This is a genomic window from Streptomyces vulcanius, from assembly GCF_042653945.1.
In the GTDB taxonomy this organism is placed as follows: Bacteria; Actinomycetota; Actinomycetes; order Streptomycetales; family Streptomycetaceae; genus Streptomyces; species Streptomyces mangrovi.
The window spans coordinates 56,371-71,185 of record NZ_JBHSFK010000016.1 but is presented as its reverse complement, the minus strand read 5'-3'; the positions used below and the strand labels follow the sequence as shown (position 1 = coordinate 71,185).

Annotated in this window: 11 protein-coding genes; 7 read left to right on the top strand and 4 right to left on the bottom strand. The window is 69.7% G+C overall.

Annotated elements, in window-relative coordinates:
• Window positions 1–9: 9 nt before the first annotated feature.
• Both ACFPIH_RS24610 and ACFPIH_RS24605 read right to left on the bottom strand, forming a co-directional pair.
• Entirely contained in the window at window positions 10–885 is an 876-nt protein-coding gene (locus tag ACFPIH_RS24610; protein ID WP_381168768.1) for a carbohydrate ABC transporter permease, read from the bottom strand.
• A gap of 46 nt (window positions 886–931) precedes the next feature.
• Window positions 932–2,242: an ABC transporter substrate-binding protein gene (locus tag ACFPIH_RS24605; protein ID WP_381168770.1), complete on the bottom strand. Its 1,311-nt coding sequence runs from the start codon at window positions 2,240–2,242 to the stop codon at window positions 932–934.
• Window positions 2,243–2,411: 169 nt separating this feature from the next.
• Here ACFPIH_RS24605 and ACFPIH_RS24600 point away from each other — a divergent pair, with 169 nt between their 5' ends.
• The 5 genes from ACFPIH_RS24600 (at window position 2,412) to glpK (ending at window position 10,844) form a co-directional block, all read left to right on the top strand.
• Window positions 2,412–3,440 (top strand): LacI family DNA-binding transcriptional regulator, encoded by a 1,029-nt coding sequence (locus ACFPIH_RS24600; protein WP_381168772.1) that lies wholly within the window; start codon window positions 2,412–2,414, stop codon window positions 3,438–3,440.
• 147 nt (window positions 3,441–3,587) lie between these two features.
• Window positions 3,588–6,848, top strand: coding sequence for a discoidin domain-containing protein (locus ACFPIH_RS24595; protein WP_381168774.1), 3,261 nt, complete (start codon window positions 3,588–3,590; stop codon window positions 6,846–6,848).
• Entirely contained in the window at window positions 6,845–8,338 is a 1,494-nt protein-coding gene (locus ACFPIH_RS24590; protein WP_381168776.1) for a family 43 glycosylhydrolase, read from the top strand. The genes ACFPIH_RS24595 and ACFPIH_RS24590 overlap by 4 nt, the downstream gene beginning before the upstream one ends.
• A 115-nt stretch (window positions 8,339–8,453) precedes the next feature.
• Window positions 8,454–9,299 carry an MIP/aquaporin family protein gene (locus tag ACFPIH_RS24585; RefSeq protein WP_381168778.1) on the top strand — a complete coding sequence of 282 codons (846 nt, stop codon included), beginning with the start codon at window positions 8,454–8,456 and terminating at the stop codon, window positions 9,297–9,299.
• A gap of 27 nt (window positions 9,300–9,326) precedes the next feature.
• A complete protein-coding gene (gene glpK / locus ACFPIH_RS24580; RefSeq protein ID WP_381168780.1) occupies window positions 9,327–10,844 on the top strand; it encodes a glycerol kinase GlpK in 1,518 nt (505 codons plus the stop codon).
• Window positions 10,845–10,926: 82 nt separating this feature from the next.
• Here glpK and ACFPIH_RS24575 read toward each other — a convergent pair whose 3' ends face one another.
• On the bottom strand, window positions 10,927–12,462 hold the full coding sequence (locus ACFPIH_RS24575) for a multicopper oxidase family protein (RefSeq protein ID WP_381168782.1): 1,536 nt from the start codon (window positions 12,460–12,462) through the stop codon (window positions 10,927–10,929).
• A gap of 174 nt (window positions 12,463–12,636) precedes the next feature.
• Here ACFPIH_RS24575 and ACFPIH_RS24570 point away from each other — a divergent pair, with 174 nt between their 5' ends.
• Both ACFPIH_RS24570 and ACFPIH_RS24565 read left to right on the top strand, forming a co-directional pair.
• Window positions 12,637–13,272, top strand: a complete 636-nt coding sequence (locus tag ACFPIH_RS24570) for an ArsR/SmtB family transcription factor (RefSeq protein ID WP_381168784.1) — start codon at window positions 12,637–12,639, stop codon at window positions 13,270–13,272.
• The gene (locus tag ACFPIH_RS24565; protein WP_381168786.1) at window positions 13,269–14,618 is read left to right on the top strand and encodes an MFS transporter; all 1,350 of its coding nucleotides are present in this window, start codon (window positions 13,269–13,271) and stop codon (window positions 14,616–14,618) included. Before ACFPIH_RS24570 ends, ACFPIH_RS24565 begins: the two co-directional genes overlap by 4 nt.
• Here ACFPIH_RS24565 and ACFPIH_RS24560 read toward each other — a convergent pair.
• Complete coding sequence (locus ACFPIH_RS24560; RefSeq protein ID WP_381168788.1) at window positions 14,563–14,811, bottom strand: hypothetical protein; 249 nt, start codon at window positions 14,809–14,811, stop codon at window positions 14,563–14,565. The two genes, ACFPIH_RS24565 and ACFPIH_RS24560, sit on opposite strands and share 56 nt — an antisense overlap.
• Between the last annotated feature and the right edge of the window lie 4 nt (window positions 14,812–14,815).

The window sequence follows — 14,815 nt, the reverse complement described above, 5'->3', positions numbered from 1 at the left end:
GTGTGCGGGTCATGACTCGTCGGCGTGGCGCAGGCCGCGGAACTGCAGGACGTTGAGCAGGAGCAGCGCGGCGAGGACGACGATCGACAGGGCCGCCGCGGTACCGAGGTCGAGACGCTGGAAGGCCTCGCGGTAGATCAACTGCACGACCGTGACAGTGCTGTTGTCGGGTCCGCCCTTGGTGAGGACGAAGAACTGGTCGAAGGCGAGCAGTGATCCGGTCACACAGAGCAGCAGGGACAGGGCGATCGACGGGCGCAGCAGCGGCAGGGTGATCCGGCGGAAGATCTGGCCGCGGCTCGCGCCGTCCATACGGGCCGCCTCGTACACCTCGTGGGGGATGCGCTGGAGGCCGACGAGCAGGATCAGCATGTAGAAGCCGGCGAACTTCCAGACGACCAGGAACACCGTGGAGAGCAGGGCGGCGGTCGGGGTGCCGAGGAAGGACACCGGTTCGTCGACGAGTCCGAGGCGCTCCAGGGTGCTGCTGAGGGGGCCGGTGGTGGGGCTGTACAGGCCCCAGAAGAGGAGGGAGGCGGAGGCCAGGCCGACGGCTCCGGGCAGGAAGTAGACCGTGCGGAAGAAGCCGGCGCCGGGGCGGGACTCCTGCACGAGCAGGGCGAGGAGGAGGGCGAGGCCGAGGAGGACGACGGTGACGACCACGGTGTAGAGGAGGGTGAAGCGGACGGCGGGCCAGAAGAGGGTGCCGTCGGTGACGTCGGTGTAGTTCTCGGGGGCGTTGCCGCCCTGGTCGCCGGCGAGCAGCGGCCAGTCGCTGAGGGACATCCGGCCGACGAGCAGCAGGGGGAGGAGGAAGAAGACGGTGACGAAGACGGCGGTGGGGGCGGCGTAGCCGAGCCCCTGGAGCCGACGGGAGTGCCACATGGCTCTCCTCTCAGTCCGCGAGGACGCGTCGGTCGGCGAGGACGCGTCAGTCGGCCAGGGACGCGGAGACCGCCTTGTTGTCCTTGTCGACGGACGTTCCGTCGCCGAACACGGCGTCGCGCATCAGGGACAGCCAGGGTCCGTTGGGGTCGTTGAAGGTCTGCCCGAACTTCAGCGCGTACGGGGTGCGGCCCCGCGCGACCAGTTTGTTGACGGTGACCAGGCGCGGGTCGGCGGCGGAGTACTTGTTGGCGGCGAGGTCGGTGCGGGCCACCACGTCCTTGTGCGCGGCGACCACGTCGACCTGTGCCTCGTCGCCCAGTGACCAGGCGAGGAAGTTCCAGGCCTGGTCGGCCGACTTGCTGGTGGCGGCGATACCGACGGCGTCGCCGCCGACGAAGGTGGAACTGCCGCCGTCCGGCCCGGGGATGGGCGCGACACCGAGGTCGAGGTCCTTGGGCATCAGGCCCAGGGTGGTGGACGGCATCGGCATCACCCCGACCGTGCCCTTGGGGAAGAGGCCGGTCCACGTCGTGCCCGTCTCGTCCTTCGCGCCGGGGGCCACGATGTCGTCGCGCACCCAGCCGCGGTAGGTGTCGTAGACCTTCCTGGCGGTGGCGGAGGCCAGGTTGGCCTCGGTGCCGTCCTTGTCGAGGACCTCCTCGCCCGCGGCCCAGATGGACGGCCACCAGGTGAAGACGCCGCAGCCGCCGCAGTTGCCGCCGAAGAAGGTGCCGTTGACGTCTCCGCCGAGCGCGTCCACGGCCCGCGCCTGCTCGTCCCACTCGGCAAGTGTGGTGGGCGGCTTCTCGGGGTCGAGCTTCGCCTTGCGGTACAGCTCCTTGTTGTAGAAGAGCACCGACAGGTCGAGGGTGTGCGGGACGACGTACTTCTTCCCGTCGTAGGTGCCGGCCTTGATGTGCGACTGGGCCAGGTCCTTGGCGAAGGGCAGCGCGTCGATGCGGTCGGTGAGGTCGGCGAAGAGCCGGCTGGTGGTGTAGTTCGGCACGAACACCACGTCGGAGGCGAAGAGGTCGGGCAGGTCGCGGGATCCGGCGGCGGCGCCGACCTTCGCCTGGTAGTCGTCGGTGGGGACGACGGTCAGCTCGACCTTGTTCTTGTGGCTCGCGTTGTACGCCTTGACCAGCGCCTCGCTCTGCGGGCGGGTCGCGGCCCGGGTCCACATCGTCAGCGTGGTGCCGTCGTCGACGCCCTTGGCGTCCGCCACCCCGCCGCTGCGGGTGTCGTCTCCGCCTCCCGAGCCGCAGGCCGTGACGAGGCCGGCGGTGGCGAGGAGCGCGATGGTGCCGGTAACGAGCCTGTGCAGCCGTCCACGTGGTCCGGTCGTGCTCCCCATGACGATCCCCCTCGACAGAAATGAACCGAAAAGGTTTTCTGAAAGCTAGAACCATGCTGACAACCCGTCAATCCCCCGTGCACGAAACGGTTTTCGCACCGGAAACCGACGGCTTGCCGAAACTTCTCGCGTACCGTTTACGCACGCGACGCGCGACAGGAGTACCCCCATGGCACAGGCCACCGGCCCCTCACGTTCGCATCCGGCCACGCTGGGCGATGTCGCCCGGCTCGCGGGTGTGTCCCTCGCGACCGCGTCCAAGGCCCTCAACGGCCGCAGTCAGGTACGCGCCGAGACCCGGCAGCGGGTGATCGAGGCGGCCGAGCGGCTGTCGTTCCGGCCCAACCAGCTGGCCCGTGGTCTGCTGTCCGGCCAGACCGGCACGGTGGGGCTGCTCACCAGCGACCTCGAGGGCCGGTTCAGCATCCCGATCCTCATGGGCGCCGAGGACGCCTTCGGCGCGGGCGAGGTCGCGGTGTTCCTGTGCGACGCGCGCGGCGACGCGATCCGTGAGCAGCACCATGTGCGTGCGCTGCTCGGGCGCCGGGTCGACGGCCTGATCGTGGTGGGCAGCAGGACCGATCCGCGCCCCTCCCTGGGCCGTGGGCTGTCCGTTCCGGTGGTGTACGCGTACGCGCCGTCGGACGACCCGCAGGATCTGTCGATCGTCCCGGACAGTGTGGACGCCGGCCGGATCGCGGTGGAGCACCTGCTCGCCTGCGGACGCACCCGGATCGCGCACATCACCGGCGACCCCGGGTACGCGGCGGCGCACGACCGGGTGGCGGGGGCCCGCGCCGCGCTCGCGGACGCCGGGCTCTCGCCGGTCGGCGAACCCCGCTTCGGTGCCTGGTCGGAGGGGTGGGGCCGGGCGGCGACCGCGCTGCTGCTCGACCGGCATCCGGAGGTCGACGCGGTGTTGTGCGGCAGCGACCAGATCGCCCGCGGGGTGATGGAGGTGCTGCGGGAGCGCGGCCTCCGGGTGCCGGAGGACGTGTCGGTGATGGGCTTCGACAACTGGCACGTACTGACCGACGCCTCCCGTCCGCCGCTGACCAGCGTCGACATGAACCTGGAGCAGGTCGGCCGGGCGGCGGCGCAGGCGTTGTTCACGGCGATCTCCGGGGCGTGGCGCTCTGGGGTGGAGACCGTGCGCTGCCGGGTCGTGATCAGGGGATCGACGGCTCCGCTGTCCTGAAGTGAGCACCGCCCCGGACTGAGCTCCGTGAAGTGAACACCGTTCTCGCCCAGCTGTCTTGACACTGCGTCAGCTCGCTCCTACGTTGCGAAAACCTTTCAGGTGCCCTTTCCGTGCCTCTCGTCACCCCCACTCAGGGAGCCTCCGATGAGAAGACCGCACGCCTTGTTCGTCGCCCTGGTGCTGATGCTCGCCTCGCTGCTCGCCGCGCCGTCGGCGCATGCCGCGCAGACCATCGGGTTCCCCACGTTCAGCGGGCCCGCTGTCCCGGCCCCGCCGGTCGCCTACACGCCGGGCGACATGATGCGGAGCATCTACGACGCGGAGAGTTCCGGAACCGATTTCTGGATGGACCGCCTGCTGGCCCGCGCCGGTGACGATCCGGCCGGGCCCTGGCTGATGAGCCGCGGACGCGCGCTCTTCATGAAGACCCACAACCCGTCGGTGCTCGGTTTCGGCGGCCAGGTCGCCTACTGGGAGAGCATCAGCAACAACAACGCCTACACGGTCGCGATCACGCCGGGCACCTTCACCGAGCAGGTGTCGCAGCGCTGGCAGGCGCCCAGTTACTGGAAGAGCGTGCACACGGCCGGGTCGGTCGCGGTCACCCAGACCAAGTTCATCACCGACAACAACGTCGCCGTGACCAACCTGTCGATCAGGAACAACGGCAGCGCCGCCACGACCCTGCAACTGCGGGCCACCTCGCCGTACGCCACCACGGGGTCCGGCAGCGAGCTGACGGGTCAGGTGAACGCCTACAACAACCTCACCGCCATCCGCCCCCGGCTCACGGGGGACGGGTTCGCCGTCTCCGGCGGCGGGCTGAACCGGTCGGTGACGGTCGCGGCCGGGGCCACGGTGACCGCCAAGGTGGTGATGGGCTTCGTCACCGACGAGATCCCGGAGTCGCTCACCGACTACAACGCCTACGCGGGGTACTCCAGCGCCACCGCGTTCGCCACCCATGTGCGGGCCTACAACCTGTGGTGGGCGAAGAACGTGCCCTACATCGACGTACCGGAACCGGCGATCAAGAAGAACGTCTACTACCGCTGGTGGCTGATGCGCTTCAACAACCTGGACGCCGACATCCCCGGGCAGACCTTCCAGTTCCCGACGTCGACCGAGGGCGTGCTCGGCTACAACAACGCCATCGCGCTCACCCAGCCGATGCACATCGACGACCTGAAGTACCTGCGGGACCCGTCCTACGCGTACGGGGACTGGCTGAGCGCCGGGCAGGTCTCCAAGGGCGGCCGGTTCCTCGACAACCCGGGCGACCCGGAGAACTGGTCCAACAGCTACACGCAGTACATCGCCGAGGCGGCGTGGCGCAGTTACCAGATCCACGGCGGGCAGCCGGCCGTCGCGGGAAACCTGGCCCACTACGCCGAGGGCGATGTGAAGGGCCAGCTCGCCTACTACGACCACGACGACAACAAGCTGATCGAGTACGACTGGGGCGCGCTGACCGGCAACGACGCCGACGCGGTGTCCTTCCACTGGAAGCCCGGGAACATGGACCGTGCCGAGTCCGCCTACCAGTACAGCGGCGCGCTCGCCGCCGCCCAGGCCTACGAGGCGACCGGCAACACCGCCAAGGCCACCGAGATGCGCACGCTCGCGACCCAGATCAAGGACGCGATCGTCAACGTACTGTGGAATCCCAGCCGGCAGTTGTTCGAGCACCGGCTCAAGTCGACCAACGAATGGGTGCCTTGGAAGGAGATCAACAACTACTACCCGTTCTCGGTCGGCGCGGTCCCCGACACCGCGACGTACAGGCAGGCTCTGCGGCTGTACGACGACCCGGCCCAGTACCCCGTGTTCCCCTTCTACACGGCGAACCAGGTCGACAAGCAGGCGGCGGCCGACGCCGGGGAGCCGGGTTCCAACAACTTCTCGACCATCAACTCCACGGTCCAGTTCCGGCTCTACTCCTCGGTGCTGCGCAACTACCCCAACTCCTGGATGAGCGCGACCGATTACAAGAAGCTCCTCTACTGGAACACATGGGCGCAGTACGTCGGCGGCAACACCCAGTGGCCCGACGCGAACGAGTTCTGGGCGGACTGGAACGGCAGCGCGATCACCTACCGCTCCTGGATCCACCACAACATCCTGGGCAGCAGCAACTGGACGGTGATCGAGGACGTGGCCGGGCTGCGTCCGCGCAACGACGCCAAGGTCGAGCTGTCCCCGATCGACATCGGCTGGAGCCACTTCACGGTCAACAACCTCCGTTACCGGGGCGCCGATCTGTCGGTCGTCTGGGACGATCCGTCCGACGGGGTGGTGCGCTATCCGGGCGTGCCGGAGGGCTACTCGATCTACGTCAACGGCAGCCGGGCCGCGACCGTGAACTCGCTGGTGCCGTTCACCTGGGACCCGGCCACGGGTGAGGTGACGACGAGCGGCACGGTCGGCTACCACACGGCCGTCCCCGGTCTCCGGGCGCCGAACCAGGTGGTGCAGGACAGCCCCCGGATGACCGACATGCTCGCCAAGGCCGGCGTGGACCTGACCGCCGACCTGACCAACCTCGCCGCCGGGGCGACCGTGTCCGCCTCCCACACCGGTTCCGACGCCGCCGCCTCCGGCGCGGTGGACGGCTATCCGACCAACGAGCCGTTCTGGGGCGCGGGCGGCTCCCCGGGCGCCCAGGACTGGTACGAGCTGAACTTCGGCACCGCCCGCCAGCTCAACGAGGTCCGGCTGTACTTCAAGGACAGCCGCCCGGCGAGCGCGACGTACCGGGCGCCGTCCGCGTACACCATCCAGTACCACAACGGCAGTTCATGGGTGGACATGCCGAGCCAGACGAAGAGTCCGGCGGTGCCGCGCGCCAACTACAACCTGGTGAGGTTCCCGGCGGTCACCGCCCAGCGGGTACGTGTACTGGCCACCAACGCCTCCGGGGCGAAGACGGGCCTGACCGAGGTGAAGGTCTTCAACCGGGGCGGGGTCCAGCCACCCGCCAACCAGGCGAACACCGCGACCCCTTCGGCGTCGTACACCTCTCCCTGGGAGAGCGTCACCGCCGTCAACGACGGCATCGACCCGTCGTCCTCCAACGACACCGCGAACCCGCGCTGGGGCACCTGGCCGGAGACCGGACAGCAGTGGGCGGAACTGACCTGGCCGGCCGCGAAGACCCTGGACAGGGCCGAGGTGTACTTCTTCGACGACGACCAGGGCATCGACATGCCGGCCTCCTGGAAGGTGCAGTACTGGAACGGCGGTTCCTACGTCGACGTCCCCGGCGCGAGTGGCTATCCGCTGGCGAGGAACCAGTACAACACCGTCACCTTCACCGCCACGAGCACCACCCGGCTGCGGGTGCTGCTCACCGGCAACGGCACCAACTCCGTCGGCCTCCTCGAAGCGAAGGTGTACAGCCCGTGACCCGGTCCAGATGCCTCTCCGCGCTGCTCGCCCTGATCGTCGCTCCGGTCGCCCTCCTGACGGCGCCGCCCGCGTCCGCCGCCGTCGCGTTCAGCTCGCCGGGGGTGAACCAGAACGGCGGCAACTGCCTGGACCTGCCCGGCAGTTCGACGACCGCGGGTGCTCAACTGCGCGCGTTCTCCTGCTCCTCGGGCGCCAACCAGAGCTTCGGCTACACGCTGGTCGCGGGGACGAGCGACACGTACACGGTCACCACGCAGTCCGGGCAGTGCGTCGACGTCTACGGCGCGTCGACGGCGGACAACGCGGCGGTGATCCAGTGGCCCTGTCACGGTGGGGCCAACCAGCAGTGGCGGCTCGTCCCCGTGACGGTCTCCGGGACGGACAAGACCTTCAACCTGGTCTCCGTCGGCTCCGGGAAGTGCGTCACGCCGAGCGGGGGCTCGTCGGCCTCGAACACCAACCTGGTGCAGCTGCCGTGCGCCGCCGCGAACGGCAGGGTGTGGCGGCTGCCCGGGTTCACCGGCGGCGGCACCACCCCGCACACCTTCACCAACCCGCTCTCGCAGCACGGGCCCGACCCCTGGCTGACGTACTACGACGGCTTCTACTACCTCGCCACCACCACGTGGAACTCGACGGTCACGATGCGGAAGGCGAGCACCCTGGCCGGGCTCGCCACGGCCACCGACCAGGTGATCTTCAATCTGACCCGGCCCAACGGGGCGGGCACGATGTGGGCGCCGGAGTTCCATCTGCTCGACGGTCCTACGGGGAAGCGGTGGTACTTCTACTACACGGCCGGACGGGAGCCGTACGACCTGGGCACCCAGCGGATCCATGTCCTGGAGAGCGCCGGGCTCGACCCGATGGGCCCCTACAGCTTCAAGGCCGACCTGCTCGACCCGGCCCAGGACAACACCTGGGAGCTGGACCCGGGCATCCTGCAACTCAACGGGAACCTGTATCTCCTCGGCACGTACTACAACGGCTCCCAGCCCATGTTCATCCGGCCGCTGTCCAACCCGTGGACCGCGAGCGGTACCCGCCGGGTGCTGTCGACCCCGACGTACAGCTGGGAGACGGTGGGCGGCGCGGTGAACGAGGGCGCCGAGGTGCTCCAGCGCGACGGGAAGACGTTCATCGTCTACTCGGCCAGCCACTGCTCCACACCCGACTACAAGCTGGGCATGCTGACGTACAACGGCGGCGACCCGCTGAACTCGTCCTCCTGGGCGAAGTCGCCGAACCCGGTGTTCCAGCGGTCGAACGCGAACGGGGTGTACGGCCCCGGCCACAACGGCTTCTTCAAGTCTCCGGACGGCACCGAGGACTGGATCGTCTACCACGCCAACAGCTCCACGAGCGGAGGCTGCGACATGAACCGTACGACCCGGGCGCAGAAGTTCACCTGGAACGCCGACGGCACCCCGAACTTCGGCACCCCCGTGTCCCTCGGCGTCAGCCTGCCGGCACCGTCGGGCGAATAGTCCATAGCCTGGCTTTATGTGCTCTATATGCACATATCGCTTGATCGTCCTATTCTGATCCAGACAGACTCGGGCAATGGACGGCCGGTCCTGGGCCGGCGGGAATCGAGTTTCCATGGCTGAGCGACTGAAAAGGCGGGGCTTGGTCGGCGAATTGTCGGCCGAGTTCGCCGGAACCATGATCCTCATCCTCTTCGGCTGTGGCGTGGTGGCCCAGGTGGTCGCCGGTGGAGCGCTCACGACACCGCCGGGCGGCCTCGGCAACCACGACAGCATCGCCTGGGCCTGGGGCATCGGCGTCACGCTGGGTGTCTATGTGGCGGCACGGCTGAGCGGCGCGCATCTCAACCCCGCGGTCACGCTCGCGCTGGCCGCGTTCAAGGGGTTCCCGTGGAAGAAGGTGGCGCCCTACGCGGTGGCCCAGACGGCCGGCGCGTTCGTCGCGGCCCTGATCGTGCGCTGGAACTACACCGAGGCGCTGGCGAAGGCCGACCCCGGGCACACGATCAAGACACAGGGCGTGTTCTCCACGCTCCCCGCCAACGGCAACCCCAACCTGCCGGTCCACGACTGGGGCGCGTTCCGCGACCAGATCATCGGCACCGCCATTCTGGTGCTGCTGATCTTCGCCGTCACGGACCTGCTGAACACCCCGCCCGGCGCGAATCTGGCCCCGTTCATCGTCGGCCTGATCGTCGTGGGGATCGGCATGGCCTGGGGCACCAACGCGGGCTACGCGATCAACCCGGCGCGTGACTTCGGGCCCCGGCTGGCCAGCTTCATCACGGGGTACGGCACGGCCTGGCGAGATCAGTACGGAGATCTCTACTTCTGGGTGCCGATCGTCGCGCCACTGATCGGCGGCCTGATCGGCGCGGCCATCTACAAGTTCTTCGTCGGCTGGTTCCTCCCGACGGCGGAGCCGGAGCCTCCCGGGCGGGTCCCCGCCCCCGAGGAATGACCCCACCGAGACAGGAGGCGGCATCCCATGGCGGACTTCGTCGGCGCGGTGGACCAAGGCACCACCAGCACCCGTTTCATGATCTTCGACCACTCCGGCAACGAGGTGGCGAAGCACCAGCTGGAGCACGCCCAGATCCTGCCGAAGTCGGGATGGGTCGAGCACGACCCGGTGGAGATCTGGGAACGCACCAACTCAGTGATCCAGAACACCCTGCGGCACGGCAACCTGGCGCCGACCGACCTGGCGGCGATCGGCATCACCAACCAGCGGGAGACCACCGTGGTGTGGGACCCGCGCAGCGGGCGGCCGTACTACAACGCCATCGTCTGGCAGGACACCCGCACCGACTCCATCGCCGCCGCGCTGGAGCGCGAGGGCAAGGGCGACGTCATCCGCCGCAAGGCGGGGCTGCCGCCGGCGACGTACTTCTCCGGGGGCAAGATCCAGTGGATCCTGGAGAACGTCGACGGCGTCCGCGAGGCCGCGGAGCAGGGTCACGCCCTGTTCGGCAACACGGACGCCTGGGTCCTGTGGAACCTGACCGGCGGTCCCGACGGCGGCATCCACGCCACCGACGTGACCAACGCCAGCCGGACCATGCTGATGGACCTGGAGACCCTCGACTGGGACGACGAGCTGCTGGGGTTCTTCAACATCCCCCGCGCGATGCTCCCGAAGATCAACCCGTCGTCGCACGCGGAGGCGTACGGCACGACCCGTACCTCCCGGCCGCTGCGCGAGGCCGTCCCGATCGCCGGCATGCTCGGCGACCAGCAGGCGGCCACGGTCGGACAGGTCTGCTACGCGCCCGGCGAGGCGAAGAACACCTACGGCACCGGCAACTTCCTGGTGCTCAACACCGGTACGGAGCTGGTCCGTTCGCAGCACGGGCTGCTCACCACGGTGGCGTACCAGTTCGGCGACAGCCCCGCGGTCTACGCCCTGGAGGGCTCGATCGCGGTGACCGGGTCCGCGGTGCAGTGGCTGCGGGACCAGCTGAAGGTCATCACCAACGCGGCGGAGAGCGAGACGCTGGCGCGTACCGTCGAGGACAACGGCGGTATGTACTTCGTACCGGCCTTCTCCGGACTGTTCGCCCCGTACTGGCGCTCCGACGCCCGCGGCGCGATCGTCGGCCTCGCGCGGTACAACGACAACGGCCATCTGGCGCGGGCGACCCTGGAGTCGATCTGCTACCAGAGCCGTGACGTCGTCGAGGCCATGGAGCAGGACTCCGGTGTCCACCTCGACGTACTGAAGGTGGACGGCGGCGTCACGGCCAACGATCTGTGCATGCAGATCCAGGCCGATGTGCTCGGCGTCCCGGTGAGCCGTCCGGTCGTCGCCGAGACCACCGCGCTCGGCGCCGCCTACGCGGCCGGGCTGGCCACCGGTTTCTGGCGGGACACCGACGAACTGCGCACCCACTGGCAGGAGTCCAAGCGCTGGGAGCCCCAGTGGTCCGAGGACCGGCGGGCGGAGGGGTACGCGGGCTGGAAGATGGCGGTGGAACGCACGCTCGGCTGGGTCAAGGTCGAGTAGACCTGGCCGGGGAAAGTGGGAGGCGACCGGCGGTCGGCCGTTCTGCGGCGGACCGCCGGTCGTCGTATGTCCGCCCGCATGGTCACCGTACGTTGTCGACGATCTGCATCATGCCCTCGTCCCCGTGCTGGAGCTGGTGGCAGTGGAGCATGGTGCGGCCGGTGAAGTCCTCGGCGCGCAGCCGGAAGGTGACCGTGCCGCGCAGGGGCAGACCGACGGTGTCGTGCCAGACGGGAGTGGCGAGGGGCCGGCTGTTGACGGCGGTGAGGAGGAAGTGGTTGGTGTGGAGGTGGATGGGGTGGTGGTTGTGGGTGCGGGAGTCGTTGGCCACGGTCCACTCCTCGACCTCGTCGAGCCGGACCCGGTGGTTCACGTAGTCGGCGCTGAGGCGGCCCCAGGCGAGGTCGCTCTGCCCGGCCTTCGCGTCGGCGTACGGGGTCTCGCCCTCGCCGAGGATGCGGTAGGCGTTGCGGAAATCGCCTGAGAAGACGTTCTCGTAGCTGCGGAACGTGAGGGACCGGGTGCGGGTGGGCTCGGGCAGGGTGGTGGGCCTGCCGGGCAGGCTGGTGGGCAGGTCCATCGGGCGGGCGTCACCGGTGACGACCATCGTCATCAGGGGCCGGGCGCCGGCGCCGCCCCCGGTCAGCCGGTAGACGCCGGGTTTCCCGCCGCGGATCAGGAGGTCGACCCGGCCGCCCATCGGCAGGTTCACGCCGCCGGTGGTGGCTACGGGGCTCATGAGGGTGATGCCGTCGCGGGCGATCTGGTGCATCTCGTGCCCGCCCAGGCTCAGGAAGAGGGCGGTGATGGCTCCGCCGTTCACCACCCGCCAGCGCTGGACCTCGCCGGGGGCGATGGTCAGTACGGGGTTCGTCGCGCCGTTGACCAGGAAGGTCGAGGTGATGCGGTCGTAGACGTCCGCCGAGGTCAGGTCCGGGACCCGGCCGTCGGACAGCTTCAGTTCGTTGACGCAGACGACGACGTCCTTGGCGGCGGCGATCTCGGGGACCCGGTCGATGTCGCCCTCGACGACGACCACTCCGCCCATGCCGCCGAGCAGCTGGGTCGCGGTGGATCCGTGGTGGTGCGGGTGGTACCAGAAAGTGCCGGCCGGATGGTTCTCCGGGACGACGACGGTGCTGCGGTAGACCGTGACGGCGCCCGCCGTCTCGGCCGGTTCGAAGGCACGGAAGACGTTGTCGCTCTCACCGGTCGGATCCACGTGCATACCGTGGGTGTGCAGGTTGAAGGTGTTGAAGTGGTGCGGGATGTTCATGTCCTCGTGCATCGCCCCGGTGTTCGGCGGCAACGCGTTGACATGCGTGATCTCCATGGTGTCCCCCGGCCGCACCCGCAGCGTCGGCCCGGGGATCGTGCCCTCGTAGGTACGGGTGAGCACCTTGCCGACGCCCGGGAGCACCTGTTCGGTGAACGCCACGGTCAGCCGGGTCCGCAGCCGGCCCGTGTCCGGCAGAGACGCCCGTTTCTCGGGCTGCGGAAACGCCGGATCGTTTCCGCTGCGCGCCACCGCACGCGGCCCCGCGGCCAGCCCCGCCACGGCCACCCCGGCGGCGACGGGCAGCCCCTTCAGAACCCCACGACGGTGCAGAGCCGACATACAACGCCTCCATAACCATCCAAACCAGCCCATTACGGAACGTGGCGGCAGTGTACGTGGCGTAACCACACAGTCGGGGCACCGACTCCGGACAGATCCCCAAGAGAAGTTCTGCAAAAATAGTTCTGCAAAAATACTTTTGGAAAGCCCTCGGCTCCCCCTACGCTCCCGCTCATGGCGGACGACGAGCAGAACGACGAGCGAGACGAAGGGCAGAGGCGTGTACTCGACCCGGAGCAGGACGCGGCGGCCCTCAAGGCCCTCACGCACCCCCTGCGGATCCGTCTGCTCGGGATGCTGCGGCAGGACGGGCCGGCCACCGCCAGTGAACTCGCGGTCAGGACCGGGGAGTCGTCCGCCGCCACCAGCTATCACCTGCGGGTTCTGGCGAAGTACGCGTTCATCGCCGAGGCCGAGCACCGCGACGGGCGCGAGCGGCGCTGGCGGGCGGTGCACTCCGTGACGTCCTGGAGCAACAAGGCGATGGAGGCGTCCCCGGACAGCCACGCCTTCGTCGGGCTGGCGCGCAGAACGCAGATCGAGCACCTGGAGGCCTCGCTGCTGCGGCACGAGGCCGACATGGCCGAGGGACGGCTGGGTCGGGAGTGGGTGGAGGCGTCCGGGATCGACGACATGCTGCCCTCGCTCACCCCCGAGTCGCTCACCGAACTCCAGGAGACGATCGAGCGGAAGGTGGCGGAACTGGCCGCCCGGGACGCGGGAGACCCGCGCGCCAGGCAGGTCGTGTTCGTCGCGGCGGGGCTGCCGCTGGCACCGCGCGACGCCGACCGGGACGAGGCCAGGGGATGACGCAGGCTTCGGACGTCCTGGACTTACGCGCCGCACGCCGCCGCTACGTCACGGTATGCGCTCTCTTCTGGTTCCCGCTGGGGCTGAGCCTCGCCCCGCTGGTCCTGCTGTTCACCGAGCGCGGTGTCTCCATGGTCGCGATCACCGGTTTCTTCGCCGCGCACTCCCTCACCGCCGCCGCGCTGGAACTGCCCACCGGAGGTCTGTCCGACGTCCTCGGCCGCCGCGCCGTCCTCGCCGCCGCAGGTCTGCTGGATCTCGCCGCACTGGTCCTGGTCGGTCTGGGCACCACCGCCTGGGTGCTGGGCCTCGGTATGGGTCTGATGGGGGCGGGCCGCGCCCTGTCCAGCGGTCCCGCCGAGGCCTGGTACGTCGACACCGTCCAGGCACGCCAGGGCCCCGAAGCCGACCTGCACACCGGGCTGGCCCGCGGTTCCGCCGCGACCTCCGCCGCACTCGCCGCGGGAACCCTGCTCGGCGGCGCCCTGCCCTGGCTGCTGGGGTCCGGCCCGGACCCCGGCGCCCGGCTGAGCGCATCGACGTCCGGACTGGTCCTGCCGCTGTCCGTCCCGCTGCTCCTGGGCGCGGCGGTCGAAACCGCCTTCGTCCTCTACGTCCTGACAGCCCTGCCCGAGCCGCCCCGGCCGTCGGCCACCCTGGGCGCCGTCCTTCGCGGCATCCCGGCCACGATCGTCGACGGAGTGCGTGTGGGAGGGCGGGACGCGCTGGTCCGCCGGGTGCTGCTCGGCGCGGGGGCCGCGGGTGGCGCCCTGGCCGCGATGGAGCTGCTCACACCGGGCCGGGCCGCCTCCCTCACCGGCGCCGCGGAGTCGGGCGCGGTGCTGTTCTCCGCACTCGCCTGCGCGGGATTCGTCTGCTCGGCCGTGGGCAGCCACCTCGCACCGCTCACCGCCCGGCTCACGGGCGGCACCGAGCGCGCGGTCCTGGTGGGTCTCGGCACCGGCGCGAGCGGCCTGCTCCTGCTGGGAGCCACCGCCGCCGCCCATGGCACGGCCCCTCTGGTCCTGGCGGTCCTCGGCTACTGCCTGGTCTACCTCGGGCTCGGCGCGGCGGGCCCGAGCGAGAACGCCCTGCTGCACCGCCGAGTCCCGAGCTCGGGCCGGGCCACCGTGCTGTCCGTCCAGTCCCTCGCCCTGCAACTGACCGCGGCCCTGACCGGCCTGGCCATCGGCCCCCTTCCGCCCGGCCCGGCGCCCTGGCTGCTGGGAGGGGCCGTACTGCTGGCGGGGGCCCTGCTGTGGACGCGTCGACCCGGCCGGACGGCGGTCATTACCGCTCGGACAGCGCCAGTTCCAGACCAAAGCCGATCAGAACCGTTCCGGTGACCGCGTCCAGGGACCGCCGCGCCGTTCGCCGGTCCACCCGCAGGCGCCGCAGCAGCGCTCGCAGCCGCTCGGTGCCCAGGATCAGGAGCGTGAACCAGGCCAGGCCCTCGATGTCGTGGACCAGAACGTCCGACGGGGCACCGCCGACCTTGCAGAACGCGGCGAGGGACGGCTCCCAGGACTGGGAGCTCATCGAA

What these genes read in the sequence shown, in the direction of transcription:
- ACFPIH_RS24610 (WP_381168768.1), bottom strand. Translation starts at nt 885, where the DNA reads ATGTGGCACTCCCGTCGGCTCCAGGGGCTCGGCTACGCCGCCCCCACC.
- ACFPIH_RS24605 (WP_381168770.1), bottom strand. Translation starts at nt 2,242, where the DNA reads ATGGGGAGCACGACCGGACCACGTGGACGGCTGCACAGGCTCGTTACC.
- ACFPIH_RS24600 (WP_381168772.1), top strand. Translation starts at nt 2,412, where the DNA reads ATGGCACAGGCCACCGGCCCCTCACGTTCGCATCCGGCCACGCTGGGC.
- ACFPIH_RS24595 (WP_381168774.1), top strand. Translation starts at nt 3,588, where the DNA reads ATGAGAAGACCGCACGCCTTGTTCGTCGCCCTGGTGCTGATGCTCGCC.
- ACFPIH_RS24585 (WP_381168778.1), top strand. Translation starts at nt 8,454, where the DNA reads ATGGCTGAGCGACTGAAAAGGCGGGGCTTGGTCGGCGAATTGTCGGCC.
- glpK (WP_381168780.1), top strand. Translation starts at nt 9,327, where the DNA reads ATGGCGGACTTCGTCGGCGCGGTGGACCAAGGCACCACCAGCACCCGT.
- ACFPIH_RS24575 (WP_381168782.1), bottom strand. Translation starts at nt 12,462, where the DNA reads ATGTCGGCTCTGCACCGTCGTGGGGTTCTGAAGGGGCTGCCCGTCGCC.
- ACFPIH_RS24570 (WP_381168784.1), top strand. Translation starts at nt 12,637, where the DNA reads ATGGCGGACGACGAGCAGAACGACGAGCGAGACGAAGGGCAGAGGCGT.
- ACFPIH_RS24565 (WP_381168786.1), top strand. Translation starts at nt 13,269, where the DNA reads ATGACGCAGGCTTCGGACGTCCTGGACTTACGCGCCGCACGCCGCCGC.
- ACFPIH_RS24560 (WP_381168788.1), bottom strand. Translation starts at nt 14,811, where the DNA reads ATGAGCTCCCAGTCCTGGGAGCCGTCCCTCGCCGCGTTCTGCAAGGTC.